Genomic DNA, 26,068 nt, shown 5'->3' with positions numbered 1-26,068 from the left:
CGCGGGCGCGGCCGGGGCTTACTCCGCCGCCGGATGCACGCGGGTGTAGCGGTTCAGGATCGGGATCATCTGCGCGTAGATCTTCGGGTTCGCCGCGACGATTTCATGGCGATGCAGGAAATCGGCGTCGCCCGTGTAGTTGCCGACGAGGCCGCCGGCCTCGGTGATCAGCAGGCTGCCCGCTGCCATGTCCCACACGTTGATGCCTTGCTCGAAGAACGCGTCGAGGCGGCCGGCCGCAACGTTCGCGAGATCGAGTGCTGCCGCGCCCGGACGACGCAGGCCGGTGCAGGCTTGCGTCATTTCGGTGAAGAGGCGCGCGTATGCATCGAGGCCGTCCTTTTCGCGGAACGGGAAGCCCGTGCCGACCAGTGCGTCCGACAGGCGGTCGCGGCGGCCGACGCGGATGCGGCGGTCGTTCAGGTACGCACCGCGGCCGCGCGTGGCCGTGAACAGGTCGTTCTTGTTCGGGTCGTAGACGACGGCCTGCGTGACGACGCCCTTGTGCTCGAGCGCAATCGACACGCAGTAGTACGGGAAGCCGTGGATGAAGTTGGTCGTGCCGTCGAGCGGATCGACGATCCACTTGAATTCGGATTCGTTCTCCGATTCACCCGATTCCTCGGCGAGGATCGCGTGGTCGGGGTAGGCGGTCTTCAGCGTCTCGATGATCGCGTCTTCGGCGGCCTTGTCCACTTCGGTGACGAAGTCGTTCTGCTGCTTCTTGCGGATCTCGATCAGGTCGAGATCGAGGGACGCGCGGTTGATGATCTGTCCGGCGCGGCGCGCAGCCTTGACAGCGATGTTGAGCATGGGATGCATGAGCCTGGATCCTGTAGCCGGCGGCACGGGCCGCCACGAAGTGGAACAACCGCCCGGCACGGCGCAAGCGTGGCAGGCGAGGTGAGACGCGAATTGACAAAGAACGGGGTACGACCCGCGCCGCACGGAGTGCGACGCGTAAAGGCATGATTTTACCCGATTTTTGGCGGTTTCAGGCGACCGGGATACGGGGAAACCCCCACTATCCATCCGGACGAGTGGGTTTGCCGCGGCGATGGCGATACCATACTGCCATTCTGATGAACCGAGTCGTATCGTAGTGGAAACCCCGCAGATCACCGCCGCGCCGTCCGAGCCGGGCGCGGCCTCGTCCCGGCCGCCGTCCGGCGGCTTCACGTCCACCCGTTTCGTGCTCGTCGAGCCGAGCCATCCCGGCAACGTCGGGGCGGCCGCCCGCGCGCTGAAGACGATGGGTTTCTCGCGTCTGGTGCTGGTCGCGCCGCGTGTGCCGCACGTCCAGAGCGATCCCGAGGCGATCGCGATGGCCAGCGGCGCGGACGACGTCCTCGCCTCCGCGCATGTCGTGCCGACGCTTGGCGACGCGCTGTCCGGCGTGCACTGGTCGATCGCACTGACCGCGCGTACGCGCGAATACGGGCCGCCGCGTCTCGCGCCGCGCGCGGCTGCCACGCAGGCGTGCGCACAGGTCGGCACGGGCGACATCGCGCTCGTGTTCGGCAACGAGCGCACGGGCCTCGCGAACGAGCACGTCGAGCAGTGCAGCGCGCTCGCGCACATCCCGGCGAACCCGGCCTACAGTTCGCTGAATCTCGCACAGGCCGTGCAGGTGCTCGCGTACGAGCTGCGCGTCGCGTTTCTCGAGCAGGCGAGCGAGCCGTCGGCGCAAGCGCCGGCCGAAGCCGGCACGCTCGCGCAGAGCGACGAGATCGAGCGGATGTACGTGCACCTCGAGAACGCGCTGATCGCACTCGATTTCCTCGATCCGCACAACCCGAAGAAGCTGATGCCGCGGTTGCGGCGCCTGTTCGCGCGCACGGGCCTCGAGCGTGAGGAGGTCAATATCCTGCGCGGTATCGCGAAGCACATCCTGCTGAAATCGGGCAAACCGGGCGGCGACGCGTAAGCGGCCGGCGCGCAGTGCACGGGCCGCAGGACGGCTCGGCGCGCGGGGCCGTTTCCCTGTCGGGCAGATGCTACGCCGGCCGCCGGAAGCGCCGGGCCGAATCGCCCGGCCTGTTCGGCCATCCCGCAAACTCAATGCCAGCAAGCGTTCCGGCCGAATACCCGCGCCGTCGGCGGGGTGAACACGCGGGCTCGTGCGGCCGTGCGCGACTCGCCCTACAATCGCCGAACGTCATAACTAAATTACCCGGCGCGATAACGGCCGGTCATTGTCGGCGATGCGCGCCGGCTTTTTCCCAGACCACATCATGTTCACGAGACTGCGCGAAGACGTTGCAACGATTCGCGAGCGGGATCCCGCCGCTCGCAGTGCATGGGAAGTGCTGACCTGTTATCCGGGGCTGCATGCGCTCGTACTGCATCGTTTCGCGCACGCATGCTGGCGCGCGAAGCGCTACTGGCTCGCGCGTTTCGCGTCACAGGCCGGCCGGTTCCTGACCGGCATTGAAATCCACCCGGGCGCGACGATCGGCCGGCGTGTGTTTATCGATCACGGCATGGGTGTCGTGATCGGCGAGACGGCGATCATCGGCGACGACTGCACGATCTATCAGGGCGTGACGCTGGGCGGCACGTCGCTCACGCGCGGCGCGAAGCGCCACCCCACGCTCGAGGCCGGCGTGATCGTCGGCGCGGGTGCGAAGGTGCTCGGCGGTTTCACGGTCGGTGCGGGCGCGAAGATTGGTTCGAACGCGGTCGTCGTGAAGCCGGTGCCGGCAGGCGGCACGGCGGTCGGCAATCCGGCGCGCATCGTGATGCCGGCGCAGCCGAAGCCGCAGCCCGAACGCGCGGCGTTCTCCGCGTACGGGATCACGCCGAATGCCGACGATCCGATGTCGCTCGCCATTCACGGGCTGATCGATCACGCTGCGAAGGAAAGCCGCCGCGTCGACGAGATCGTCGCGGCGCTCGAACGGCTCGGCACGCATCTGGAAACGCTGCAGGGCGCCGACGCGGCGCGCCTCGATCTGCGCCGGCTGTCGGCGGTGCTGGAAGGCAAGACGGTCGAGCGCCAGGCGTAATGTGATCGATGCGGGTCGCTGCCGGTCGCGACAGGTTGGTTCGACGGCGGCGGCCGCGTCAGTCGAGCGGCATCGCGTGGATGCCTTCCGCGTCGACACGCAGGTAACCGCCGCGCGGCTTGCCGTGGTCGAGATCCCAGTCGGGCAACACCCAGCGAATGCCGCCCGGCTCGCTGTGGCGCGCGGGGCGGTGCGTGTGGCCGTGAATGATCACGCTCGCGCGGCTTTTCCGGAACAGGGCGGCCACCCCTTCGCGCGTGACATCGTAAATCGCCGAAGCAGGGCGCATCCGGCCCGCTTCGCTGTTCGAGCGCATGCGGTGCGCGAGCGCGCGGCGCCAGCGGAACGGCCATGCGAGAAACAGCCATTGCGCGACGCGGTTGCGTGCGAAGCGGCGGAACAGCTGGTAGCCGCGATCGGCCGTGCATTGCGCGTCGCCGTGCGCGAGCACGATACGCTGGCCGAACGCCATGATCAGCGACGGGTCGGGCAGCAGCATCGCGCCGGCTGCCTTCATGAAGCGACGGCCGAGCAGGAAATCGCGGTTGCCGTGCATCACGTAGAGCGCAATTCCGCGTTCGGAGAACGTGTGCATGAGCGCGGCCATGCGGGCCGCGAACGGATCGTCGTCGAGGATGTCGTCGCCGATCCAGTATTCGAACAGATCACCGAGGATGAACACCGAGTCGGCGCTGTCGGCGGTGTATTTCACGAAATGCTCGAACGCGGCGACCGTCTTCGGAATCGCTTCGCTCAGGTGCAGATCGGAGAGAAACAGGAACGGGCGTGCGGCTTGCGCGTATTCGCGCTCGCCCGGCACGCCCGCGGAGACGCTTCGCGGCGGACTCTCCTGCAACATCGAAGTGCCTCCGTTACGTGCTGTGCGTCAGACCACGACGGCCTTTTCGATCACGACGTCGTCGGCCGGCACGTCCTGATGGAAACCGGCGTTGCCCGTCTTGACGCCCTTGATCTTGTCGACCACGTCCTGGCCTTCGACAACCTTGCCGAACACGGCGTAGCCCCAGCCTTGCGGCGTCGGCGACGAGTGGTTCAGGAAGTCGTTGTCGTTCACGTTGATGAAGAACTGGGCGGTCGCCGAGTGCGGATCGTTCGTGCGCGCCATCGCGATCGTGTAGTTGTCGTTCTTCAGGCCGTTGTTCGCTTCGTTGTCGATCGGCGCGTCGGTCGGCTTCTGCTTCAGGCCCGGCTCGAAACCGCCGCCCTGGATCATGAAGCCGTTGATCACGCGATGGAACACGGTGCCGTCGTAGTGGCCCTTCTTCACGTAGTTCAGGAAGTTTTCGACCGTCTTCGGTGCCTTCGCGGCGTCGAGCTCGAGCTTGATCACGCCGTGGTTCGTATGCAGTTCAACCATGATGAATTCCTTCGGTGAGGCGGTTTAAATGGCACGCGGCCGGTCGTGCGACGCGGCCGCGTGAGGCGCCGGACGTGCCGGCAGGTTCTTACTTCGAGACGACGCTCGCCGATTCGATCACGATCGGTTGTGCGGGCACGTCCTGCATCGGACCGCGCGAGGTCGTCGCGACGCCTTCGATCTTCTTCACGACGTCGAGACCCGACACGACCTTGCCGAACACCGCATAACCGTTGCCGTCCGGGTTCGGGTAGTCGAGGCCGCTGTTGTCGACCGTGTTGATGAAGAACTGCGCGGTGGCCGAGTTCGGATCGCTCGTGCGTGCCATCGCGATCGTGCCCGTCAGGTTCTTCAGACCATTGCGGCTTTCCAGCGGGATCGGCGCGCGGGTCGGCTTCTCCTCGAAGTTGGTCTTGTAGCCGCCGCCCTGGATCATGAAGCCCTTGATCACGCGATGGAAGATCGTGCCGTTGTACTGGCCGGCCTTCACGTAATCGAGGAAGTTGGCGACCGATTTCGGCGCCTTCTCCGGGTAGAGCTCGACGCGGATGTCGCCCTGCGAGGTCTTCAGCTGCACGACGGGGTGCGCGGTAGCCGATTGCGCGAACGCAGGTGCGGTCGCGGTCGCGAGAAGGGCGGCGCCGCCAAGCGCCAGCAACAGACGTTTCATTGCGATCCTCAGGTTGGGAGGGAAAGAAGGCCGCGCCGCTTATTGCGACGGCGCGACGTACGGCGCCGCCAGTGCGCCCGACGGACCGCTGAACTGGAACGTCGGCGACATCGGCAGCGTGGTGGTGCTCACGTTCGCGGCGGCGCGGTCGGAGTAGTCGCGCGTGGCCGGTGAGGCCGCGCGGGCGTTCGGCGCGGTCTTCGGCGGCGACACGATCTTCTGGAGATCGGCGAGGCGCTGCGCGGTCGCGCCGCTCGTGCGGCCGAGCGATTGCGCGCGCTTGTACGACTCGGCCGCGAGGCGCAGGTAAAGATCGCCGAGGTTCTCGTATGCGAGCGAGTAGCTCGGGTTCGCTTGCGTCGCCGTGACGAGCGCGGTGCGCGCTTCGTCGTATCGGCCATGCTTCGCGTAAAGCGCCGCAAGGTTGTTGTACGGCTCGGGCAGTTCGGGGTACGCCTGCGTGATCGCGACGAACTGCTGGATCGCGTCGTCGTCGCGGTTCAGGCGGGCCAGCACGGTGCCGCGCTTGAACTGCGCCTGCAGGTCGTGCGGGTTCGATGCGATGCGCGCGTCGAGCTGCGCGAGCGCCTGCTTCCACTGCTTGCCGGCGATCGACGCGTCGATTTCGGGGGTGCCGTCGGCGGTGGCCGGGGCCTTCTGCGCATGCGCTGCGGGGGCCGCGAACAGCGTCAGCGCGACGCCCATGACGGTGGTCGCAACGAGGGTCGCAGCGCTCGGCGCGCGGCCGCGATGAGGTTTCATAGGCGTAAATCGGAATGTTATACTCCGAGCCATTCTAACAAAACGTCTGCGCGTTCCGGCGAGCCGCAGGCAGTCTTTCTTAGCCTCTCGTGGCCGTCACCGCTGTGCTTGCAGCCTGACCGCCCCATGTGATATCGAGGACGCTCGGCCTGGTGCCGCAGCAGATGGTCCGTCCGTTTCGCATGCTGGGCGAGCTTCGCCAGGGCGGTTTCCTTCGGCTCACGGTTCATCTCTATGGAATCACTGCGCATCTACAACACGCTCGCGCGTGACAAGCAAGTTTTCGTGCCGCGCCAGCCCGGCGAAGTGCGGATGTACGTATGCGGAATCACCGTATACGACTATTGTCACGTGGGCCACGCGCGCATGCTGGTCGTGTTCGACCTCGTCCAGCGCTGGTTGCGTGCGATCGGTTACCGGGTCACGTATGTGCGCAACATCACCGACATCGACGACAAGATCATCCGCCGCGCGGTCGAGAACGGCGAGACGATCAAGTCGCTGACCGACCGGTTCATCGGCGCGATGCACGACGACGAAAGCGCGCTCGGCATCCAGCGGCCCGACATCGAGCCGCGGGCGACGGCGTTCATTCCGCAGATGCTCGGCATGATCGAGACGCTCGAGACGAACGGTTACGCGTATCAGGCGACCGACGGCGACGTCAATTACTCGGTGCGCAAGTTCGCGAACTACGGAAAGCTGTCGGGCAAGTCGCTCGACGATCTCCGCGCGGGCGAGCGCGTCGCCGCGAACGACGCGAAGGAAGATCCGCTCGACTTCGTGCTGTGGAAGCGGGCGAAGCCGGAAGATCCGGAAGGCGCGTCGTGGGCGTCGAAGTACGGGATGGGCCGCCCGGGCTGGCACATCGAGTGCTCGGCGATGGGCTGCACGCTGCTTGGCGAACATTTCGACATCCATGGCGGCGGGCAGGATCTGCAATTCCCGCACCACGAGAACGAGATCGCGCAGAGCGAAGGCGCGACCGGCCAGACGTTCGTCAATTACTGGATGCACAACGGCTTCGTGCAGGTCGACAACGAGAAGATGTCGAAATCGCTCGGCAACTTCTTCACGATCCGCGAAGTGCTCGAGCGCTACGACGCGGAAGTCATGCGTTTCTTCATCGTGCGCACGCACTACCGTTCGCCTCTCAATTACAGCGACGTGCATCTCGACGATGCGCGCGCGTCGCTCACGCGCCTCTACACTGCGCTGAAGGACGTCAATGCCGACACGCTCGCGCTCGACTGGAACGAGCCGCACGCGCAGCGTTTTGCGGCCGCGATGAACGACGACTTCAACACGCCGGTCGCGGTGGCGACGTTGTTCGAGCTGGCGGGCGAGGTGAATCGCACGCGCGACGCATCGCTCGCGCGGCAACTGAAACAGCTGGCGGGGCTGCTCGGCCTGCTGGGCCGCGAACCGCGCGCGTTCCTGCAGCAGGCGTCGGGTGCCGCGCAGGCGGGCGGGCTCGCCGCCGACGAGATCGAAGCGAAGATCGCCGCGCGCGTCGCGGCGAAGCAAGCGAAGGACTATGCCGAAGCGGACCGGATCCGGGCGGAACTGCTCGAGACCGGTATCGCACTTGAAGACAAACCGGGCGGATCGACCGAATGGCGTCGCGTATGAGCGCGGTGCGTTCCACTGACCGATCCGTCAGGTAGGAGGCAAGATGGCAACGGCCAGAAAAGCGCCGGTCAGGCGCGCGACCCCGGTCGCCGCGCGTCCGGCAGCCAAGCGCGTGCCGCCGGTGAAGACGGACGCAACGCGCGCCGTGCCGAACGGCGCGCTCAACGGTCATGCGCAGCCCGCGGCCGCGCAGCCGGCCGCCGACGCGGCCCGCAAGGCCCGTGCGACCGAAGCGGACGGCGAGGAGGTCGTCGTGCGTCCTGCTTACTGGGACAAGGCATGCGCCGACCTCGTCAAGCGCGACCGGATCCTGAAGAAACTGATTCCGAAGTTCGGTCCCGCGCATCTCGTGAAGCGCGGCGACCCGTTCGTCACGCTTGCGCGCTCGGTCGTCGGCCAGCAGATTTCGGTGCCGTCGGCGCAGTCGCTGTGGGCGCGCATCGGGGATGCCTGTCCGAAACTCGCGCCGCAACCGGTGATCCGGCTCGGCGCGGACAAGCTGATCGCGTGCGGGCTGTCGAAGCGCAAGACGGAATACATCCTCGATCTCGCGCAGCATTTCGTGTCGGGCGCGCTGCACGTCGACAAATGGACGTCGATGGACGACGAGGACGTGATCGCGGAACTCACGCAGATTCGCGGCATCAGCCGCTGGACGGCCGAGATGTTCCTGATCTTCAACCTGTCGCGGCCGGACGTTCTGCCGCTCGACGACCCGGGCCTGATCCGCGCGATCAGCGTCAATTACTTCAGCGGGGAACCCGTCACGCGCAGCGAGGCGCGTGAAGTCGCGGCCAACTGGGAACCGTGGCGCACCGTTGCGACCTGGTACATGTGGCGCAGCCTCGATGCGCCCGACGCCGACGCCTGAGCGGCGGCTATCGGGTTTTAAACATCAATAGTTGAGAGCCGGTTTTGAGCGTCGCCCGCGCGGGTAGAATACGCGCTGCCGCAAGACCCAAGGATTCGAACACATGAAGACCACGTTTCTGGATTTCGAACAGCCGATCGCCGAACTCGAGGCCAAGATCGAAGAGCTGCGATTCGTGCAGGACGACTCGGCTGTCGACATTTCGGAAGAAATCGAGCGGCTGTCGAAGAAAAGCCAGCAACTGACGAAAGACCTCTACGCGAACCTGTCGCCGTGGCAGGTTTCGCAGATCGCGCGGCATCCGCAGCGCCCGTACACGCTCGATTACGTTGCGGAACTGTTTACCGATTTTCACGAGCTGCACGGCGACCGCGCATTCGCGGACGACCTGTCGATCGTCGGCGGTCTCGCGCGCTTCGGCGGCCATCCGTGCATGGTGATCGGTCACCAGAAGGGCCGTGACACGAAGGAACGCGCCGCGCGCAACTTCGGGATGCCGCGTCCGGAAGGCTATCGCAAGGCCGAGCGCCTGATGCGTCTCGCCGAGAAGTTCGGGCTGCCGATCTTCACGTTCGTCGACACGCCGGGCGCGTACCCGGGCATCGGCGCGGAAGAGCGCGGCCAGTCGGAGGCGATCGGCCGCAACCTGTACGTGATGGCCGAGCTGAAGACGCCGATCATCACGACCGTGATCGGCGAGGGCGGTTCGGGCGGCGCGCTCGCGATTGCAGTGGCCGACACCGTGATGATGCTGCAGTTCTCGACCTACTCGGTGATCTCGCCGGAAGGCTGCGCGTCGATCCTGTGGAAGAGCGCAGCGAAGGCGCCGGAAGCCGCGGAAGCGCTCGGCCTGACCGCGCACCGCCTGAAGGCGCTCGGCCTGATCGACAAGATCATCAACGAGCCGCTCGGCGGCGCGCATCGCGATCCGAAGGGCATGGCTGCGCTGCTGCGCCGCGCGCTCGCCGATTCGCTGCGCCAGTTCCAGGGCATGAGCATCGATGCGCTGCGCGAGCGCCGCTTCGAGCGCCTGATGGCCTACGGCAAGTTCAAGGAAACCACGCCGGGCGCATGACCGGCCGCTTGTTCAATACGCGCGCCGCTGCGCGCGCATTCCTCTCGTGATCCCACCGACCGAATTCTCCGCCGACCGCGTCGTCCTCGACGCGGTCGGCGTTGCGCTTTCCGGCATGCCGCCCGATGCGCGCATCGCGATCGCATACAGCGGCGGCCTCGACTCGACGGTGTTGCTCGATGCGGCCGTGCGCGTCGCGGGCGCGTCGCGCTGCGTCGCGCTGCACGTGCACCACGGGCTGAGTGCGAACGCCGATGCGTGGGTTGCGCATGCCGAGGCGAGCGCGGCCGGGCTCGGCGTCGCATTCGAATCGATGTGCGTCGACGTCCCGCGCGACAGCGGCCTCGGTGTCGAGGCGACGGCGCGCGAGCGGCGCTATGCGGCGCTCGACGAGATGTGCGAACGCCACGGCGCGGCTGCGCTGTGGCTCGCGCAGCATGCGGACGACCAGGCCGAGACCGTGTTGCTGCAGTTGTTGCGCGGCGCGGGGATCGCGGGGCTTGCCGCGATGGCGCCGCGTTACCGTCCCGACGGCGTGAGCGTCGAGCGCGTGCGCCCGCTGCTGCGACTGCTGCGCGCGCAACTCGAGCGTTATGCGGCGCAGCGCGCGCTCGAATGGATCGACGACGAATCGAACAACGACACGCGTTACGCGCGCAATGCGCTGCGCATCGACGTGCTGCCGGTGCTGGCCGTGCATTTCCCGGGCTTTCGCGACGCGCTGGGCCGCGCGGCCCAGCACGCGGCCGCCGCCCAGCGGCTGCTCGACGATCTGGCTGAACTCGACTTCGCCGTTGCCGCGCGCGATGACGGGCAGGCGCTGTCACGCGATGCACTGGTTGCGTTCGACGATACGCGTGGCGCGAACCTGCTGCGCTTCTGGATGCGCCGGCTCGGTTTGCCGGGCGCGTCGGCCGCCCGGCTCGCCAACATGATGCGGCAGTTGCGTGCCGCACACGATGCCCATGCATTGCGCGTCGATCACGCGGGGCAATGCCTGCGGCTTTATCGCGATGTCGTCTACTGGGAAGCGGGCGACAGCAGCGAGCCGGCCGACGATGGCACCGGCACCCCCCATCCGGACGCGTCGCTCGCGTGGGACGGGCAGGAGGTCTGGCACCTGCCGGGATGGCGCGGCACGTTCGTGTTCGCGCCGGTCGACGCGCCAAGCGCCGATGCGGTGCCGGAGGCGCTGCTGCGCGGTGCGCGGCTCGTGGCGCGCGCCCGCGCGGGCGGCGAGCGGATGCGCACGTCGCCGGGCGGGCCGGGCCGCACGCTGAAGAACCTGTTCCAGGAGCGCGGCGTGCCGGCCTGGCAGCGCGACGTGCCGCTCTTGTTCGCGGGCGAGCGGCTGATCTACGTGCCGCGGCTCGGCATCAATCGCGATGTCGGCGCGTTCGGCAGCGAGGCGGCAGGCGACGGCACCTGGCGCCGGATCGAATGGCGTCCCGACCTGCTGATCGCGTAACGGCGGGCAGGCTTCCGGCGGCGCGATGGCGCGCGCATTTTCACCATTTGGTAAACAGCGCCGGAACGGCTCCGGACGCGGCGAGCGGCTTGTCAAGCGGGCCTCTATCGGGTACGCTCGGTCGTTTGCTCGGCTCGATTTTTGAGCGATTTGTGCAGGTTTTCCGCGTGACGTACCCGGTTTGCGCGGCCTGATCGGCCTTCCGGGCAAAATCCGTCACGCTTGCGTGTTGCGTCCCAGCCGTCCCCCTCGTCGTCCGTCCACAGCCACAAGCCGCGTGACCGAACGGCTACGCGGCCTGCCCAGCGCGCCCGTGCGGTTTCTCCTCCAGTTCAGAACGACAATGGCACTCATCGTACACAAATACGGCGGCACTTCGATGGGCTCGGTCGAGCGCATCAAGAACGTCGCGAAACGCGTCGCAAAATGGCATCAGGCCGGGCACCAGATGGTGGTCGTGCCTTCGGCGATGTCCGGCGAAACCAACCGTCTGCTCGGTCTTGCGAAAGAGATTTCGAGCCAGCCGAGCCCGCGCGAGCTCGACATGATCGCGTCGACCGGCGAGCAGGTCAGCGTCGGCCTGCTGTCGATCGCGCTGCAGGAAATCGGCGTCGAGGCCGTGAGCTACGCGGGTTGGCAAGTGCCGATCAAGACGGACAGCGCGTTCACGAAAGCGCGCATTCACTCGATCGATGACGAGCGCGTGAAGGCCGATCTGAATGCAGGCAAGGTCGTGATCATCACGGGCTTCCAGGGCGTCGATCCGGACGGCCACATCACGACGCTGGGCCGTGGCGGCTCGGATACGTCGGCGGTGGCGGTCGCGGCTGCGCTGGGTGCCGAAGAGTGCCTGATTTACACGGACGTCGACGGCGTCTACACGACCGACCCGCGCGTCGTCGAAGAGGCGCGACGCCTCGATCGCGTGACGTTCGAGGAAATGCTGGAAATGGCCAGCCTCGGCTCGAAGGTCCTGCAGATCCGCTCGGTCGAATTCGCCGGCAAATACCAGGTGAAGACGCGCGTGCTGTCGAGCCTGACCGATCCGCTGATTGCGCTCGACGAAGAAATGCGCTCGGGCACCCTGATTACTTTTGAAGAAGACGAGACCATGGAAAAGGCAGTCATTTCCGGCATCGCGTTCCAGCGCGACGAAGCACGCATTGCTGTGATGGGCGTGCCCGACAAGCCGGGCATCGCGTATCAGATCCTCGGCCCGGTCGCGGATGCGAACGTCGACGTCGACATGATCATCCAGAACCAGAGCGTCCAGGGCAAGACCGACTTCACGTTCACGGTCGGCCGCGGCGACTACCAGAAGGCGATGGACATCCTCACCAACCAGGTGAAGGGCCACGTGAACGCCGAGCAGGTGCAGGGCGATCCGAAGGTGTCGAAGGTGTCGGTGGTCGGTGTCGGCATGCGTTCGCACGTGGGCGTCGCGAGCAAGATGTTCCGCACGCTGTCGGAAGAGGGCATCAACATCCAGATGATCTCGACGTCCGAAATCAAGATTTCCGTGCTGATCGACGAGAAATACATGGAGCTGGCCGTCCGCGCGTTGCACAAGGCATTCGAACTCGACCAGGCATCGTGAATTTTTCGTGATGCATTGAAGAAAATGCATCACGGAAATTGACGTGCGGTTCGAAACCCTATATTATTTCGTTCTCGTCGCACTGCCTCCCTGGTGCGAGCGAAAGTTTGGGAGACGTGGCCGAGAGGTCGAAGGCACTCCCCTGCTAAGGGAGCATCTGGGCCAAAACCTGGATCGAGGGTTCGAATCCCTCCGTCTCCGCCAAAAGCGGTGACAAAGCCCCGCAAGTTCTCGGACTTGCGGGGCTTTTTCTTTTTGACTATCAAATCAACTCACAAGCTTCCTGTGAGCATGAGCACGACGAACGAGCGGTTCACCGGTCGCAGTCGTTCTGATGCCGAGTGAATATTCGCGCGGTGAAGGGTGATCACTCGTCAAGCGGCGATCCGTGTCCGCGTGCGGCATGCTTGAGCCGGACTCGGTGATTTCCTGAACCATCTCAAGTCGACTCGAGAAAGTGAGCTCCTTCGGCTGGGTTCCCGGAAGGTTGGGTGTTTGGCGGCTTCCAGTCTTCCAGACTCAGTTCGGATGAGCCATCGATACAACCTGTCGAAGCTTCGCAGCTAACCCGGCGGTATCGTGCGACTGGCGCGAATACGAGCCGGCCTTGCCATGCAAAAACTCAACTGCGCAGCTGCTCGCCCTTGATAAAGGCAATCAGGGCGCGCAGAGCCTGCGAGACATGGCGATGGCCGGGATAGTAAAGGCATAGTCCCGGAAAAGGCGGACACCAGTCGTCAAGAACGCGTTCGAGGCGTCCGTCACGCAAGGCCTCGACGACGAGGTGGTCAGGGACGAAAGCGATGCCTATGCCGTCCATGGCGGCGTCGACCATCAGCGGTTGGTCCGTCAAAGTAAGCGGGCCCGAGACATCGATGGTCTCGCTCACGCCGCGTCGCTCGAATTCCCACTGGTAGATCGCGCCGCTCTCGAAGCGAAAGCGAATACAGTCGTGTCGATAAAGATCGTGCGGCGTAGTGGGGCGTCCATGTGCAGCGAAATACGCGGGCGGCGCGACTGCTGCGAAACGAACGTTGCCCATGATCGGAACGGCCACCATGTCCTGCGGCACGGCCTCGGCCAGTCGGATGCCCGCGTCGAATCCCGCTGCAACGATGTCACCGAGGCGGCCGTCGCTCACGATGTCGAGATGCACGTCCGGATACGACTTCAGGAAGCTTGCCAGGATGGGACGCAGGATGAGGCGGATGGCGCCTTCGCTTGCATTGATGCGCACGGTTCCGCTGGGAGCCAGGCGGAGATCGTCGACTTCGCGCATCGCTTCGTCAATGCTCGAAACCGCCGGCCGGAGTTTGGCTGCCAGACGCTCGCCGGCCTCGGTGAGCGAGGTGCTGCGAGTCGTTCGATTCAGGAGCCGGACGCCCAGACGCCGCTCGAGCGCTTTTACCGAATGACTGACCGCTGACGGCGTGATCTCGAGTTCGGTCGCTGCTGCGCGAAAGCTTCGTCGTGTTGCAACGGCCAGGAACACGGTGAAAGAGAAAAAATCGAAGCTCCTTGATTGGTGAGTAACTCTCATCGTTTCATCAAGCATTGGTGATCTTGTTTTGATACTAGGGGCTCCCTACACTGGGTGCAACTATTTCAGTCAAGGAGCGCCAGATGTCTCGAAAGATATTGATCACGGGTGCCAGCTCAGGTTTTGGGCGTGGTGCGGCAATTGAACTTGCGCGCCTTGGCCACCACGTCGTGGCGACGGCCGAAACGTGGCCGCAGGTTCGCAGCCTGCGTGCGGACGCAGCCGAGGCCGGTGTGGTGCTCGAGGTGATCAAGCTGAATCTGCTCGACGCGATCGACATCGCTCACGCGGGCTCGTTCGATCCCGATGTCCTGGTGCTGAACGCCGGCGTCATGGAAGGCGGATCGATCGTCGACATCCCGATGCAGCGCGTTCGGGAGTCCTTCGAAATCAACGTCTTCGGCCATCTTCAACTGGTACAGGCGATCGTGCCGAAGATGGTGGCACGCAGGTCCGGAAAAGTCGTATGGACCTCGTCGATGGGGGGCATTCTGGTTGTCCCGTTTGTCGGTGCCTATTGCGCGACCAAGCATGCGATCGAGGCCATCGCCGGGTCGATGAAAGCGGAACTCGAACCCTTTGGCGTCAAAGTCGCGACCGTGAATTCGGGCGTGTTCGGTACCGGATTCAACGACACTGGCGCCGAGAGCTACGTACAGTGGTACGACGCCGATTCTGCCGTTGTGCCGATGCCGAATTTCGGCGACAGCCTGATGAACCAGGCCGACCCCAGGGAGATGATCGACGCCATGGTCGAGATCATTCCGGCCGATACGCATTTGTATCGAACCATGCGCCCCTTTGCGACGATTGACGCTGCGAAGCAGTGGCAAGAGACGGAGTGGACGCAAAATGCCTGAGCTCACGTTGGAGCGGGCGGATCGGATCGTGGCCCAAGGGCGTGCCGCAGCCCAGGACGCGGGACTCAATGCCGTGTTTGCAATTCTGGATGCGGGTGCGCACCTGGTCACTTTCTCGCGGATGGACGGGGCATGGCTTGCGTCGAATGAACTGTCGATTGCAAAGGCCCGGGCTTCGGTGATGTTCCGGGCGCCGAGCGAAGCGCTCAATGTCCCGTGGCAGGCGGGCCAGCCAGTTCCACACTTCGACCACATCCATGCAGGCGGGCTGTTGCTGATGGGAGGAGGAGTGCCTCTCTTGGATGGCGATGGCCAACTGATCGGCGCCCTCGGCGTGTCCGGCGGTACACCCGAGCAAGATGCGGTACTTGCTCGTGCTGCGATTGCCTGAGCGCTGGAGGTGGTGGGAGAGATTCCGATACCTCGGCTATCGCATCGATCCGCGGCGACACGTCACGGTTTCGTCGTCGGCATGTTGTGGGCGCTGGCCTGCTTGGCGTGCCAGTCGTCATGTGTATCGCGCGGTTGCGTACTCGCGCAGCATGAAATATTCGCGGCCCGCGTCAAGAATGTACATCTGCGATGCGTAAGGTGAGGGCGCGACAGCCTGCCGCGATGGTGGATGACCCGCGCGTTGGAATATTCACTGCGCGCACCGAAAATACACACGCGCCATGCAGGTAGCGGGTGCGCATCCGCCCGCTGTGGTGGCGGCTGGCGCAAGCGACCCCATATTTACTTCGACAGCCCGGATGTTGCGCGACCGGTTGTTCGGGCCGCGCTTCGGTTCAACCGTCGATTTCGCTCGAATCGAACGTGATTTGCACATCATGGTCCGCAGGCCGGTACGACGCGGCGTAACCACACTGTTTGCCAGCGAAGATGATCGTGCGCTTGCAGACCGGCGAATTGAAGTCCACCGGCGTTTGCTCGATCAGCCTGGTGTCCGGGCAGGATGCGGACACGTTCGGCAGCTTCTGTTGCGCGGATTCGCTCGCCTGATTCGCGTCCATCCCACGATCTTTCGCGGTGCGCGCCCGCTGAGCAGCAGTGGATGCGCGATGGTCTGCGATCGTATTTTCACGGGCAGCGTCGCTATTGGCGTTCGCCGCTTTCGCTGCGGTTGCAGTTTCTGCGGCGCATTCTGCGCGCTTGGCAACCATCATCACGCCGACCATCGGCGCCTGACAGCGGTTGGCGTCGCAAATTGCTCCGGCTCCTTGCCGAGCGGAAAGGTGATTACGTAAAGCACGTTGATGGGTATCGGCTTGCTGTTTCTAGTCCGCCCCACGGGAGCGTGGAGGGTGGGCGGCGCGGCCATTCACGCGATCCGCGTCGAGCAAGACGAAATGAAATAAAAATGAAAGTTAATCTGTAAGAAATCAGCGCTGCATTCTCGCCGTCTTGTCTGGTGCCAATCAGCTCGTTCCGACCCTCCGGAATGGCAGGCGGATGTCAAAAATGCGGCGATGCGTCGATTTTTGCAATCTGTCTGATCGATCAATACAAAAAATTACTCATAAAAATCAGCAAGATAAGGCGGGTTGTGAAAATCGATGCTCTGCTGCGATGCAGAAAATAATCAATCGCCTTATGCTGGTTAACCCGATCGCGTTTGAGCGGCGTCAAGCTTTCCCGTGATGCCGCTTTACATTTTGCCAACATTGGCGATTCACGAAATCTTTCTGTCGATTTGATTTCGTTCCTTTCGTCTCGCCTGTCTCCGATGCAGTGCGCGACTTCATCAAGGCCCTGTTGACATGCATGATTTCCCCTTCCTGAGCCTGGCCATCTGGGCTCCGATCCTGTTCGGCGCGTGCCTGTTGCGCGCCGGTTCCGACCATCATCCACGTCGAACGCGGCTGATCGCGCTCGTCGGCGCGCTGGTGGGGCTTGCGGCCGTCGTTCCGCTGGTCGCCGGTTTCGATGCACACTCGGCCGCGATGCAGTTCGTCGAGAGCCGCAACTGGCTGGCGGCATTCAATTCCGGATGGCGGGTCGGCATCGACGGCGCGTCGCTGTGGCTCGTCGTGCTGACCGCGTTCACGACGCTCGTGGTGGTCGTGGCGTCGTGGGAGTCGGTCACGGTGCGCGTCGCGCAGTACTACGCGTCGTTCCTGATCCTGTCGGGGCTGATGGTCGGCGTGTTCGTCGCACAGGACGGGCTGCTGTTCTTCATCTTCTTCGAGGCGACGCTGATCCCGCTTTACCTGCTGATCGGCACATGGGGGCGCGAGCGCCGCGTGTACGCGGCCGTGAAGTTCTTCTTTATCTCGTTCGCCGGCTCGCTGTTGCTGCTGATGGCGATGCTGTACCTGTACGCGCAGTCGCACACGTTCGACATGGCCGTGTGGCGCACGCTGCAGCTCGGCTTCGCGCCGCAGTTGCTGGTATTCCTCGGCTTCTTCGCCGCCTTCGCGGTCAAGGTGCCGATGTGGCCGGTCCACACGTGGCTGAGCGACGTCTATACCGACGGCCCGACGGGCGCGGCGCTGATGCTCGCGATGCTCAAGCTCGGCGGCTACGGGTTCCTGCGCTTCGCGCTGCCGGTGACACCCGACGCGAGCCACTTCTTCGCGCCGGCCGTGATCGCGCTGTCGCTGTTCGCGATCGTCTATGCGAGCCTGATCGCGCTCGCCCAGACCGATCTCGGCAAGCTGCTCGCGTATTCGACGGTCGCGCACATGGGGATCGTCACGCTCGGGCTGTTCCTGTTCAACCGGATCGGCGTCGAAGGTGCGATCGTGCAGCTCGTGTCGTACGGCTTCGTCGCGGGCGCGATGCTGTTGTGCGTGAACGTGCTCGTCGACCGCACGAAGCAGCGCGAGATTGCCTCGTACGGCGGCGTCGCGGGCGTGATGCCGCGTTTCGCGACCTTCACGGTGCTGTTCGCGATGGCCAACGTCGGCCTGCCGGGCACGTCGGGCTTCGTCGGCGAGTTCATGGTCATCATGGGCGCGATCCGCTTCAACTTCTGGATCGGCGCGATCGCGGCACTGACGCTGATCCTCAGCGCGTCGTACACGCTGTGGATGCTCAAGCGCGTCGTGTTCGGCAAGGTCGCGAGCCAGCGGATCGCAAAGCTCGCCGACCTGAACCGTCGCGAGATCGTGATGTTCGCGTCGCTCGCACTGGTCGTGCTGGCGGTCGGCATCGATCCGAAGCCGTTCACCGACGCGATCGATCCGACCGTCGGAAGGCTGATCGAAGACGCGAGCCATTCGAAGCTGCCGGCAGGGGACGGCCCTGCGCAGCCGCAGCCGTCGTACATGGCATCGACGCACGGCTGATCGCGGCACGTCGCGCGAACGGGGCTCATCGCGCGGCGGTGCGGCCGTTGCGTACACATCGATCGCGGTCCGGCGCAGGTAGCGCCGGGCCCGCTTGCGGCTGCGTGAAATTGCCCCGCGACAATGTGTCTCACAACAGATTCTGCAATGATGATTTTCCGCATTAGCTGGTTCTTCATCGCACTCGCGCGACGTATGATTCGGCCACTTTCGTGGATCGAATGCGCATCGGGCATACGCAAACGGATTCAATGACCCTCGGGCGGTGTGATGAAAAGAAGAGCTTCAAAAGGCGGGGTGGCGCTGATGTCGATCGGCGCGGCCCTGAGCCTGTCAGGCTGTAATTTAGATGTGCTAAATCCGAAAGGAAGCGTGGGGGCTGCCGAAAAGGCGCTGATCGCGACGTCCACCTGGGCGATGCTGGTCGTCGTCGTGCCGGTGATCCTGCTCACGCTGTGGTTCGCGTGGCGTTACCGCGCATCGAACCGCAATGCCACCTACGCGCCGAACTGGTCGCACTCGACCGCGATCGAGGTCGTGATCTGGACGGTGCCGACGCTGATCATCCTGTTCCTCGGCGTGCTCACGTGGAAGACCACGCACGAGCTCGACCCGTACAAGCCGCTCGAGTCGTCGGTGAAGCCGATCGACGTCGAGGTCGTCGCGCTCGACTGGAAGTGGCTGTTCATCTATCCGGAACTCGGCATCGCGTCGGTGAACCAGCTCGCGATTCCGGTCGGCACGCCGGTGAACTTCCGCATCACGTCGGATTCGGTGATGAACTCGTTCTTCATCCCGCAGCTCGGCGGCCAGGTCTACGCGATGGCCGGCATGCAGACGCGCCTGCACCTGATCGCAGACGAGCCCGGCAACTACGCGGGCACGTCCGCCAACTTCAGCGGCCGCGGCTTCTCCGACATGAAGTTCCGCACGCTCGCCGAGCCGCGCGAACAGTTCGATGCATGGGTGCAGAAGGTGAAGGCCTCGCCCGACCGTCTCGACGCGACCGTGTACGGTACCGTCGCCCAGCCGAGCGAGAAGGCGCCGGTGCGCTACTTCTCGTCGGTCGATCCGCGGCTCTTCCACAACATCATCGCGAAATACAACGATGGCCACGTCCTCGACCTGAAGGACGCCGCCTGCGGCACGAAGGGGTAACGCATGTTCGGCAAACTCACACTTTCGGCGATCCCGTTCGATCAGCCCATCATCATGGGGGCAGGCGCCTTCATGGGGCTGGTCGTGCTGGGCATTCTCGCCGCGCTGACGATCACCGGCCGGTGGAAATGGCTGTGGACGGAATGGCTGACCACGGTCGACCACAAGAGACTCGGCGTGATGTACATCATCGTCGCGCTGATCATGCTGCTGCGTGGCTTCGCCGACGCGATCATGATGCGCATGCAGCTCGCGCTCTCGTACAACGGGCCCGGCTACCTGCCGCCGCACCACTATGACCAGGTCTTCACGGCACACGGCGTGATCATGATCTTCTTCATGGCGATGGTGTTCATGGTCGGCCTGATGAACCTGGTCGTGCCGCTGCAGATCGGCGCGCGCGACGTCGCATTCCCGTTCATCAACTCGCTCTCCTTCTGGATGACGGCCGTCAGTGCGATCCTGATCAACGTATCGCTCGTGATCGGCGAATTCGCGCAGACGGGCTGGCTCGCGTATCCGCCGCTGTCGGAGCTGCAGTTCAGTCCGGGGGTAGGGGTCGATTACTACCTGTGGGCGCTGCAGATATCGGGCGTCGGCACGCTGCTGACCGGCGTGAACTTCTTCGTGACGATCATCAAGATGCGCGCGCCGGGCATGACGCTGATGAAGATGCCGGTGTTCACGTGGACCGCGCTCTGCACGAACGTGCTGATCATGGCGTCGTTCCCGATCCTGACCGCGACGCTCGCGCTGCTCGGCCTCGACCGTTACCTCGGCATGCACTTCTTCACGAACGAAGCCGGCGGCAACGCGATGCTGTACCTGAACCTGATCTGGGCGTGGGGCCATCCGGAGGTGTACATCCTGATCCTGCCGGCGTTCGGGATCTTCTCGGAAGTCATCGCGACGTTCGCGAAGAAGCCGCTGTTCGGCTACAAGACGATGGTGTACGCGACCTGCGCGATCATGGTGCTGTCGTTCCTCGTGTGGCTGCACCACTTCTTCACGATGGGCTCGGGTGCGAACGTGAACGCGTTCTTCGGCATCATGACGATGATCATCGCGATCCCGACCGGCGTGAAGGTGTTCAACTGGCTGTTCACGATGTACCGCGGCCGGATCGAATTCACGACGCCCGTGCTGTGGACGATCGGTTTCATGGTCACGTTCACAATCGGCGGCATGACCGGCGTGATGATGGCGATTCCGGGTGCGGACTTCGTGCTGCACAACAGCCTGTTCCTGATCGCGCACTTCCACAACGTGATCATCGGCGGCGTGCTGTTCGGTTATCTCGCGGGCTTCAACTACTGGTTCCCGAAGGCGTTCGGCTTCAAGCTGAACGAGAAGCTCGGCAAGGCTGCGTTCTGGTTCTGGCAGGTCGGCTTCTACGTCGCGTTCGTGCCGCTCTACGTGCTCGGCTTCATGGGCATGACGCGCCGGCTCAACCACTACGACAACCCCGCCTGGCATCCGTGGCTGCTGGTCGCCGCATTCGGCGCCGTGCTGATCGCGGTCGGCATTGCGTGCCAGTTGCTGCAACTGGTGGTCAGCATCCGCAACCGCAACCTGCCGGCATACCGCGACACGACGGGCGATCCGTGGGGCGGCCGCACGCTGGAGTGGGCGACCTCGTCGCCGCCGGCCGACTACAACTTCGCGGTGATCCCGCAGGTGCGCACGCTCGACGCGTATGCGGACATGAAGGCACGCGGCGAAGGCCGGCCGAACCCGGCGTCGTTCCGCGACATCCACATGCCGTCGAATACCTGCGCGGGCCTCGTGGTGGCGATCTTCAGCCTGGTGCTCGGCTTCGCGCTGGTGTGGCACATCTGGTGGATGGCGATCGGCGGGCTCGTCGGGATCGTCGCGACGCTCGTGATCTACAGCTCGCGCGATAACGACGGTTATTACATCCCTGCGTCGACGGTGCGCAAGACCGAAGACAAGCAGCCGACGCAGCGCGTGGCCGCGCGCGTCGACGACGTGGAACTGGAGGCCAACTGATGTTGCAGAAAACCTTGAGCGCGACCCTGCTCGAGCACGACGACCATCCGCCGTCGCATTCGGTGTTCGGGTTCTGGTTGTATCTGATGACCGACTGCGTGATCTTTGCCGCGCTGTTCGCGACGTTCGCGGTGCTCGGCCAGCAGTATGCGGGCGGGCCGACCGCGAAAGACCTGTTCGACATTCCGGGCGTCGCGGTGGAAACCGCCGCGCTGCTGCTGTCGAGCATCACGTACGGTTTCGCGATGCTCGCCGCGTACAAGCAGCGGCGGGGCGCGCTGCTCGCATGGCTCGCGGTGACGTTCGTGCTCGGCGCGGCGTTTCTCGTGATGGAACTCCGCGAGTTCTCGCACCTGATCGCGGAAGGCGCGGGCCCGCAGCGCAGCGCGTTCCTGTCGGCGTTTTTCACGCTGGTCGGCACGCACGGGCTGCACGTGACGGCCGGGTTGCTGTGGATGATCGTGCTCGCCGGGCAGATCGTGTTTCGCGGCGGCGACCTGACCGATCGCGACCTGCGACGCCTGACGTGCCTGAGCCTCTTCTGGCACTTCCTCGACATCGTGTGGATCTGCGTGTTTTCCTTTGTTTATCTCGCGAGCGTGATCTAAATGGCCCATTCGCATTCGTCTCAACTCGAAGAAGGGCACGGCAGTGTCGGCGGCTATGTCGCCGGCTTCATCCTGTCGGTGCTGCTCACGGCCGCGTCGTTCGGCCTCGTGATGGGCGGCGTGCTGTCGCCGCACGCGTCGCTGATCGCGCTTGCCGTGCTCGCGTTCGTGCAGATCGTCGTGCACCTCGTGTACTTCCTGCACATGAACGGCTCGTCGGGCCAGCGCTGGAACGTGATGGCGTTCAGCTACACGGTGCTGACCGCGGCGATCCTGATCGTCGGCACGCTGTGGGTGATGCACAACGTCAGCATGAACATGATGTCGCGCTGAGCGGCATCGCGGCGCGATGCGTCGACCGGAGAAGCGGCACGAAGGTGCCGCTTTTTTTTCGTCCGCGAGAAGGGCGCTGCGGCCCGCGAGGGCGGTACCGGGGGCATCGACTGTATGATTCGGCGCGTCCGCACTGCCGGTGCGAACGCCGATCGGCAAAGGCGGAAGGGAGCCTGGGCGCCTCCGACGGGCCGTCGATTGTTACAAGACGTTAGCGCAAGCTTGCCCTTGCGATGCCGCGCATCAGTTCTTACAAACTTGAAATATGCGGTGGCAACGCTTGCCGTTATAGTCGAATCACACATCAAACAACCCCCAAAGAGGAATCCATGAAGACCTTGCGTATTGCCTCGCTCTTGACCGGTATGACGGCCTTGCTCGTGTCGGGCGCAGCAATGGCGGGAGTCAATGTCGGGATCAATCTCGGCGTTCCGGCACCGGTCTACGTCGCGCCCGCACCTGTGTATGCGCCGCCGCCGCCTCCGCCGGTCGTCTATCAGCCTGCGCCGGTCTATGCGCCGGCACCCGTCTACGCACCGGCGCCCGCTATCGTGATCGGCTGGCATGGCGACCGCTACTGGGACGGCCGTCGCTACTGGGGTCGCGACGAGTGGTACCACCGTCACGGCGGCCGCCCCGGCTGGGATCGCGGTCACGGCCATTGGGACAACGGTCGCCACAACGGCTGGCGTTGATCGGCAGGGCGCACGCGTGATGTGCGCGCAACGTTCGCTGATGAGGAAACCGCCTGCATGGCGGTTTTCTTTTGGCCCGACGGATTGAATGGGTAGAATCGTCCCTCGTTACTACCCTCATTCGACCGACAGGGCCTCTATGACGAAGGGTTCGCCCCGGGCCGCCGCGCGTGTCCGCCGTGCCGTACGGGTTGCCGGCCGCACGGCCGCGGTGTTCGTGTTGCAGGCGGCGCTGGCCGCGACCGCCGCGCACGCGGCCTACGCCATTGCGCAGTACGGCGAGCCGAAGTATCCGCCGGGCTTCAGGCATTTCGACTACGTCAACCCCGACGCGCCGAAGGGCGGCACGCTCGTGCTCGCGAACCCGAACCGGTTGACCTCGTTCGACAAGTTCAACCCGTTTACGATGCGCGGCAATCCCGCGCCGGGCATCGACATGCTGTTCGAGAGCCTCGCGACCGGCAGCTCGGACGAGCCCGCGTCCGCGTACGGGCTGCTCGCCGACGACATCGACATCGCACCGGATCGCCGTTCGGTCACGTTCCACCTGAATCCGCGCGCGCGCTTTTCCAATGGCGACCCGGTCACGGCCAACGACGTCAAGTTCTCGTTCGACACGCTGAAGAGCAAGCTGGCCGCGCCGCAGTTCGGTGCGTATTTCGCGGAAATCACGAAGGCCGTGGTGGTCGATCCCGCCACCGTACGTTTCGAGTTCCGCAGCGCGAATCGCGAACTGCCGCTGATCGCCGGCGGCGTGCCGGTGTTTTCGCGCAAGTGGGGATTGCGCGCGGACGGCTCGCGCATCCCGTTCGACCAGCTCGCGTTCGAGCAGCCGATCGGCAGCGGCCCGTACCTGATCGAGCGCTACGACAATGGCCGGACGATCACTTACCGGCGCAACCCGGCGTACTGGGGGGCCAACCTGCCGGTGCGGGTGGGCACCAACAACTTCGAACGGATCGTCTACAAGCTGTACGGCGATGGCGTTGCGCGGCTCGAAGCGTTCAAGGCCGGCGAATACGATGTGCTCGTCGAGTACATCGCGCGCAACTGGACGCGCCGCGACGTCGGCAAGCGTTTCGACAGCGGCGAGCTCGTCAAGCGCGAATTCCGCCAGCACAACGGCGCCGGCATGCAGGGCTTCTTCATGAACCTGCGCCGGCCGCTGTTTCGCGACGTGCGCGTGCGCCAGGCGCTCGACCTTGCGTTCGACTTCGAATGGCTGAACCGCCAGCTGTTCTACAGCGCCTACACGCGTCTGGACAGCTACTTCGCCGACACCGACCTGCAGGCGACCGGCACGCCCGGCCCCGGCGAGCTGAAATTGCTGGAGCCGCTGCGCGCGCAGCTCGATCCGGCCGTGTTCGGGCCGATGGTCACGCAGCCGGACACGAATCCGCCGGGCTCGCTGCGCGCGAACCTGTTGAAGGCGCGCACGCTGCTCGCGCAGGCCGGCTGGACCTATCGCGACGGCGCGCTGCGCAATGCGAAGGGCGAGCCGTTCACGTTCGAGATCCTCGACGATTCGGGTGCCGCGATGGAAGGTGTCGTGACGGCCTATCAGCGCAATCTGGCGAAGCTCGGCATCGATGCACGCTTTCGCACGGCCGATTTCGCGCTGCTGCAAAAGCGCCTCGACGCGTTCGACTACGACATGACGACAATCCGCCTGCCGGGCGTGCAGGTGCCGGGTGCCGAGCAATACTCGCGCTACGCCAGCAAGTTCGCCGACGAGCCGGGCTCCGACAACCTCATCGGGCTGAAGTCGCCGGCCGTCGACACGCTGCTGCACGCACTCGGCACCGCGCAGTCGCGCGACGAATTGCTCGACGCGACGCACGCGCTCGACCGCGTGCTGATGCATGGCTACTACGCGGTCCCGCAGTGGTACAGCACGACGCACCGGATCGCGTACAAGCGCACGCTTGGCTACCCGCAGACGCTGCCGCTGTACTATTCGGCCGAGGGCTGGGTCGTGTCGACCTGGTGGGCGAAGCCCGATCACTGAGCCACGCCGCCCTACGTCCAACCCCGCCTACCGATCGCGAGTCGACGCCCATGTGGAGCTACATCCTCAAACGCCTGCTGCTGATGATCCCGACGCTCGTCGGCGTGCTGACGCTTACGTTCGCGGTGATCCAGTTCGTGCCGGGCGGCCCCGTCGAACAGGCCGTGCAGGAATTGCGCAAGGGCGCGACGGAGCAGGGCGCGGTGCCGTTCGGGATGCGCGCACACACCGGCGTCGACGCACAGCAGCTCGCGCAGCTCAAGGCGCTGTACGGTTTCGACAAACCGCCGCTCGAACGCTACTGGCTGATGCTGAAGCGCTTCGCGCGCTTCGATCTCGGCGACAGCTACTTCCGCCACCAGAGCGTGTGGTCGCTGGTCGTGCAGAAGCTGCCCGTGTCGATCAGCATCGGGCTGTGGACGTTCTTCCTCACGTACCTGATCGCGGTGCCGCTCGGCATCGCGAAGGCCGTGCGCAACGGTTCGCCGTTCGACGTCGCGACGAGCCTCGTCGTCCTCGTCGGTTATGCGATTCCGGGCTTCGTGCTCGGCGTGCTGCTGCTCGTGCTGTTCGGCGGCGGCTCGTTCTGGCAGCTTTTCCCGCTGCGTGGGCTCACGTCGGACAACTTCGCCCAGCTGTCGCTCGTCGGCAAGGTGCTCGACTACCTGTGGCACATCGCGCTGCCGATCACGGCGTCGGTCGTCGGCAGCTTCGCGGTCGTCACGATGCTCACGAAGAATGCGTTCCTCGACCAGATCCGCCGGCAATACGTGCTGACCGCGCGCGCGAAGGGGCTCTCCGAGCGCAGCGTGCTGTGGAAGCACGTGTTCCGCAACGCGATGCTGCCGCTGATCGTCGGTTTCCCGGCCGCGTTCATCGGCGCGTTCTTCACGGGCAGCCTGCTGATCGAGACGCTGTTCTCGCTCGACGGCCTCGGGCTGCTGTCGTACGAATCGGTCGTGCGGCGCGACTATCCGGTCGTGCTCGGCACGCTGTACCTGTTCACGCTGATTGGCCTTGCGACCAAGCTGATCTCCGATCTCTGCTATGTGTGGGTCGATCCGCGCATTCAATTCGACACCCTGGAGCGCTGACATGAAACCGT

25 protein-coding genes and 2 tRNA genes are annotated in these 26,068 nt (G+C 64.7%); 18 read left to right on the top strand and 9 right to left on the bottom strand.

Annotated features, from left to right (window positions below; all coding sequences use genetic code 11):
* Positions 1-18: 18 nt before the first annotated feature.
* The gene (locus tag APZ15_RS15425) at positions 19-822 is read right to left on the bottom strand and encodes an inositol monophosphatase family protein (RefSeq protein WP_027787043.1); all 804 of its coding nucleotides are present in this window, start codon (positions 820-822) and stop codon (positions 19-21) included.
* 280 nt (positions 823-1,102) lie between these two features.
* Here APZ15_RS15425 and APZ15_RS15420 point away from each other — a divergent pair, with 280 nt between their 5' ends.
* Both APZ15_RS15420 and cysE read left to right on the top strand, forming a co-directional pair.
* The gene (locus tag APZ15_RS15420; RefSeq protein WP_027787044.1) at positions 1,103-1,927 is read left to right on the top strand and encodes an RNA methyltransferase; all 825 of its coding nucleotides are present in this window, start codon (positions 1,103-1,105) and stop codon (positions 1,925-1,927) included.
* 307 nt (positions 1,928-2,234) lie between these two features.
* Positions 2,235-3,008 (top strand): serine O-acetyltransferase, encoded by a 774-nt coding sequence (gene cysE, locus APZ15_RS15415; protein WP_021162662.1) that lies wholly within the window; start codon positions 2,235-2,237, stop codon positions 3,006-3,008.
* Between the two features lie 58 nt (positions 3,009-3,066).
* On the opposite strand, the gene APZ15_RS15410 is transcribed toward cysE, so the two are convergent.
* From APZ15_RS15410 to APZ15_RS15395, 4 genes are all read right to left on the bottom strand, one after another.
* Positions 3,067-3,867: a UDP-2,3-diacylglucosamine diphosphatase gene (locus tag APZ15_RS15410; protein ID WP_027787045.1), complete on the bottom strand. Its 801-nt coding sequence runs from the start codon at positions 3,865-3,867 to the stop codon at positions 3,067-3,069.
* Positions 3,868-3,894: 27 nt separating this feature from the next.
* The gene (locus tag APZ15_RS15405) at positions 3,895-4,386 is read right to left on the bottom strand and encodes a peptidylprolyl isomerase (protein WP_006751616.1); all 492 of its coding nucleotides are present in this window, start codon (positions 4,384-4,386) and stop codon (positions 3,895-3,897) included.
* An 88-nt stretch (positions 4,387-4,474) separates the two neighbouring features.
* Positions 4,475-5,056: a peptidylprolyl isomerase gene (locus APZ15_RS15400; RefSeq protein ID WP_021162660.1), complete on the bottom strand. Its 582-nt coding sequence runs from the start codon at positions 5,054-5,056 to the stop codon at positions 4,475-4,477.
* Positions 5,057-5,095: 39 nt separating this feature from the next.
* A complete protein-coding gene (locus APZ15_RS15395; RefSeq protein WP_027787046.1) occupies positions 5,096-5,818 on the bottom strand; it encodes a tetratricopeptide repeat protein in 723 nt (240 codons plus the stop codon).
* A gap of 234 nt (positions 5,819-6,052) precedes the next feature.
* Here APZ15_RS15395 and cysS point away from each other — a divergent pair, with 234 nt between their 5' ends.
* From cysS to APZ15_RS15365, 6 genes are all read left to right on the top strand, one after another.
* Positions 6,053-7,450: a cysteine--tRNA ligase gene (cysS, locus tag APZ15_RS15390; RefSeq protein WP_027787047.1), complete on the top strand. Its 1,398-nt coding sequence runs from the start codon at positions 6,053-6,055 to the stop codon at positions 7,448-7,450.
* A 43-nt stretch (positions 7,451-7,493) separates the two neighbouring features.
* Positions 7,494-8,321, top strand: coding sequence for a DNA-3-methyladenine glycosylase family protein (locus APZ15_RS15385; protein WP_027787048.1), 828 nt, complete (start codon positions 7,494-7,496; stop codon positions 8,319-8,321).
* Positions 8,322-8,424: 103 nt separating this feature from the next.
* Positions 8,425-9,396 (top strand): acetyl-CoA carboxylase carboxyltransferase subunit alpha, encoded by a 972-nt coding sequence (locus APZ15_RS15380; protein ID WP_006478433.1) that lies wholly within the window; start codon positions 8,425-8,427, stop codon positions 9,394-9,396.
* Positions 9,397-9,442: 46 nt separating this feature from the next.
* Positions 9,443-10,864, top strand: coding sequence for a tRNA lysidine(34) synthetase TilS (gene tilS, locus APZ15_RS15375; RefSeq protein WP_027787049.1), 1,422 nt, complete (start codon positions 9,443-9,445; stop codon positions 10,862-10,864).
* A gap of 343 nt (positions 10,865-11,207) precedes the next feature.
* Complete coding sequence (locus tag APZ15_RS15370; RefSeq protein WP_027787050.1) at positions 11,208-12,461, top strand: aspartate kinase; 1,254 nt, start codon at positions 11,208-11,210, stop codon at positions 12,459-12,461.
* Positions 12,462-12,571: 110 nt separating this feature from the next.
* A tRNA-Ser gene (locus APZ15_RS15365) sits at positions 12,572-12,665 on the top strand.
* A gap of 418 nt (positions 12,666-13,083) precedes the next feature.
* On the opposite strand, the gene APZ15_RS15360 is transcribed toward APZ15_RS15365, so the two are convergent.
* Positions 13,084-14,016 (bottom strand): LysR family transcriptional regulator, encoded by a 933-nt coding sequence (locus APZ15_RS15360; RefSeq protein WP_034195760.1) that lies wholly within the window; start codon positions 14,014-14,016, stop codon positions 13,084-13,086.
* 68 nt (positions 14,017-14,084) lie between these two features.
* Here APZ15_RS15360 and APZ15_RS15355 point away from each other — a divergent pair, with 68 nt between their 5' ends.
* Complete coding sequence (locus tag APZ15_RS15355; RefSeq protein WP_027787052.1) at positions 14,085-14,861, top strand: SDR family oxidoreductase; 777 nt, start codon at positions 14,085-14,087, stop codon at positions 14,859-14,861.
* Positions 14,854-15,252, top strand: coding sequence for a GlcG/HbpS family heme-binding protein (locus tag APZ15_RS15350; protein ID WP_027787053.1), 399 nt, complete (start codon positions 14,854-14,856; stop codon positions 15,250-15,252). The genes APZ15_RS15355 and APZ15_RS15350 overlap by 8 nt, the downstream gene beginning before the upstream one ends.
* 397 nt (positions 15,253-15,649) lie before the next feature.
* Here the strand turns inward: APZ15_RS15350 and APZ15_RS40930 are convergent, their stop codons facing one another.
* Positions 15,650-16,027 carry a hypothetical protein gene (locus APZ15_RS40930; RefSeq protein WP_138143286.1) on the bottom strand — a complete coding sequence of 126 codons (378 nt, stop codon included), beginning with the start codon at positions 16,025-16,027 and terminating at the stop codon, positions 15,650-15,652.
* A gap of 594 nt (positions 16,028-16,621) precedes the next feature.
* On the opposite strand from APZ15_RS40930, the gene APZ15_RS15340 reads away from it, so the two are divergent.
* From APZ15_RS15340 to APZ15_RS15315, 6 genes are all read left to right on the top strand, one after another.
* Positions 16,622-18,151: a complex I subunit 4 family protein gene (locus APZ15_RS15340; protein ID WP_027787055.1), complete on the top strand. Its 1,530-nt coding sequence runs from the start codon at positions 16,622-16,624 to the stop codon at positions 18,149-18,151.
* 270 nt (positions 18,152-18,421) lie between these two features.
* On the top strand, positions 18,422-19,309 hold the full coding sequence (gene cyoA / locus APZ15_RS15335; protein WP_027787056.1) for a ubiquinol oxidase subunit II: 888 nt from the start codon (positions 18,422-18,424) through the stop codon (positions 19,307-19,309).
* A 3-nt stretch (positions 19,310-19,312) separates the two neighbouring features.
* Positions 19,313-21,319 (top strand): cytochrome o ubiquinol oxidase subunit I, encoded by a 2,007-nt coding sequence (gene cyoB / locus APZ15_RS15330; protein ID WP_021162481.1) that lies wholly within the window; start codon positions 19,313-19,315, stop codon positions 21,317-21,319.
* Positions 21,319-21,927 (top strand): cytochrome o ubiquinol oxidase subunit III, encoded by a 609-nt coding sequence (cyoC, locus tag APZ15_RS15325; protein ID WP_021162482.1) that lies wholly within the window; start codon positions 21,319-21,321, stop codon positions 21,925-21,927. The genes cyoB and cyoC overlap by 1 nt, the downstream gene beginning before the upstream one ends.
* Positions 21,928-22,260: a cytochrome o ubiquinol oxidase subunit IV gene (cyoD, locus tag APZ15_RS15320; RefSeq protein ID WP_011352504.1), complete on the top strand. Its 333-nt coding sequence runs from the start codon at positions 21,928-21,930 to the stop codon at positions 22,258-22,260.
* A gap of 329 nt (positions 22,261-22,589) precedes the next feature.
* Positions 22,590-22,955, top strand: a complete 366-nt coding sequence (locus APZ15_RS15315) for a hypothetical protein (RefSeq protein WP_027787057.1) — start codon at positions 22,590-22,592, stop codon at positions 22,953-22,955.
* A gap of 315 nt (positions 22,956-23,270) precedes the next feature.
* Here APZ15_RS15315 and APZ15_RS40925 read toward each other — a convergent pair whose 3' ends face one another.
* Together APZ15_RS40925 and APZ15_RS40920 are read right to left on the bottom strand one after the other, a co-directional pair.
* Positions 23,271-23,471, bottom strand: a complete 201-nt coding sequence (locus tag APZ15_RS40925; protein ID WP_152036212.1) for a hypothetical protein — start codon at positions 23,469-23,471, stop codon at positions 23,271-23,273.
* 606 nt (positions 23,472-24,077) lie between these two features.
* Positions 24,078-24,204, bottom strand: a tRNA-Arg gene (locus APZ15_RS40920).
* Between the two features lie 75 nt (positions 24,205-24,279).
* Between APZ15_RS40920 and APZ15_RS40915 the strand changes: the two genes are divergently transcribed.
* Together APZ15_RS40915 and APZ15_RS15305 are read left to right on the top strand one after the other, a co-directional pair.
* On the top strand, positions 24,280-24,963 hold the full coding sequence (locus tag APZ15_RS40915) for an ABC transporter substrate-binding protein (protein WP_148668953.1): 684 nt from the start codon (positions 24,280-24,282) through the stop codon (positions 24,961-24,963).
* Between the two features lie 50 nt (positions 24,964-25,013).
* Positions 25,014-26,057, top strand: coding sequence for a microcin C ABC transporter permease YejB (locus APZ15_RS15305; protein WP_027787059.1), 1,044 nt, complete (start codon positions 25,014-25,016; stop codon positions 26,055-26,057).
* Positions 26,058-26,068: the final 11 nt, after the last annotated feature.

The organism is Burkholderia cepacia ATCC 25416, assembly GCF_001411495.1.
GTDB classification, from domain to species: domain Bacteria; phylum Pseudomonadota; class Gammaproteobacteria; order Burkholderiales; family Burkholderiaceae; genus Burkholderia; species Burkholderia cepacia.
Note: the sequence above shows the minus strand (reverse complement) of the source record. Positions and strands in the feature narration are given on the sequence as shown.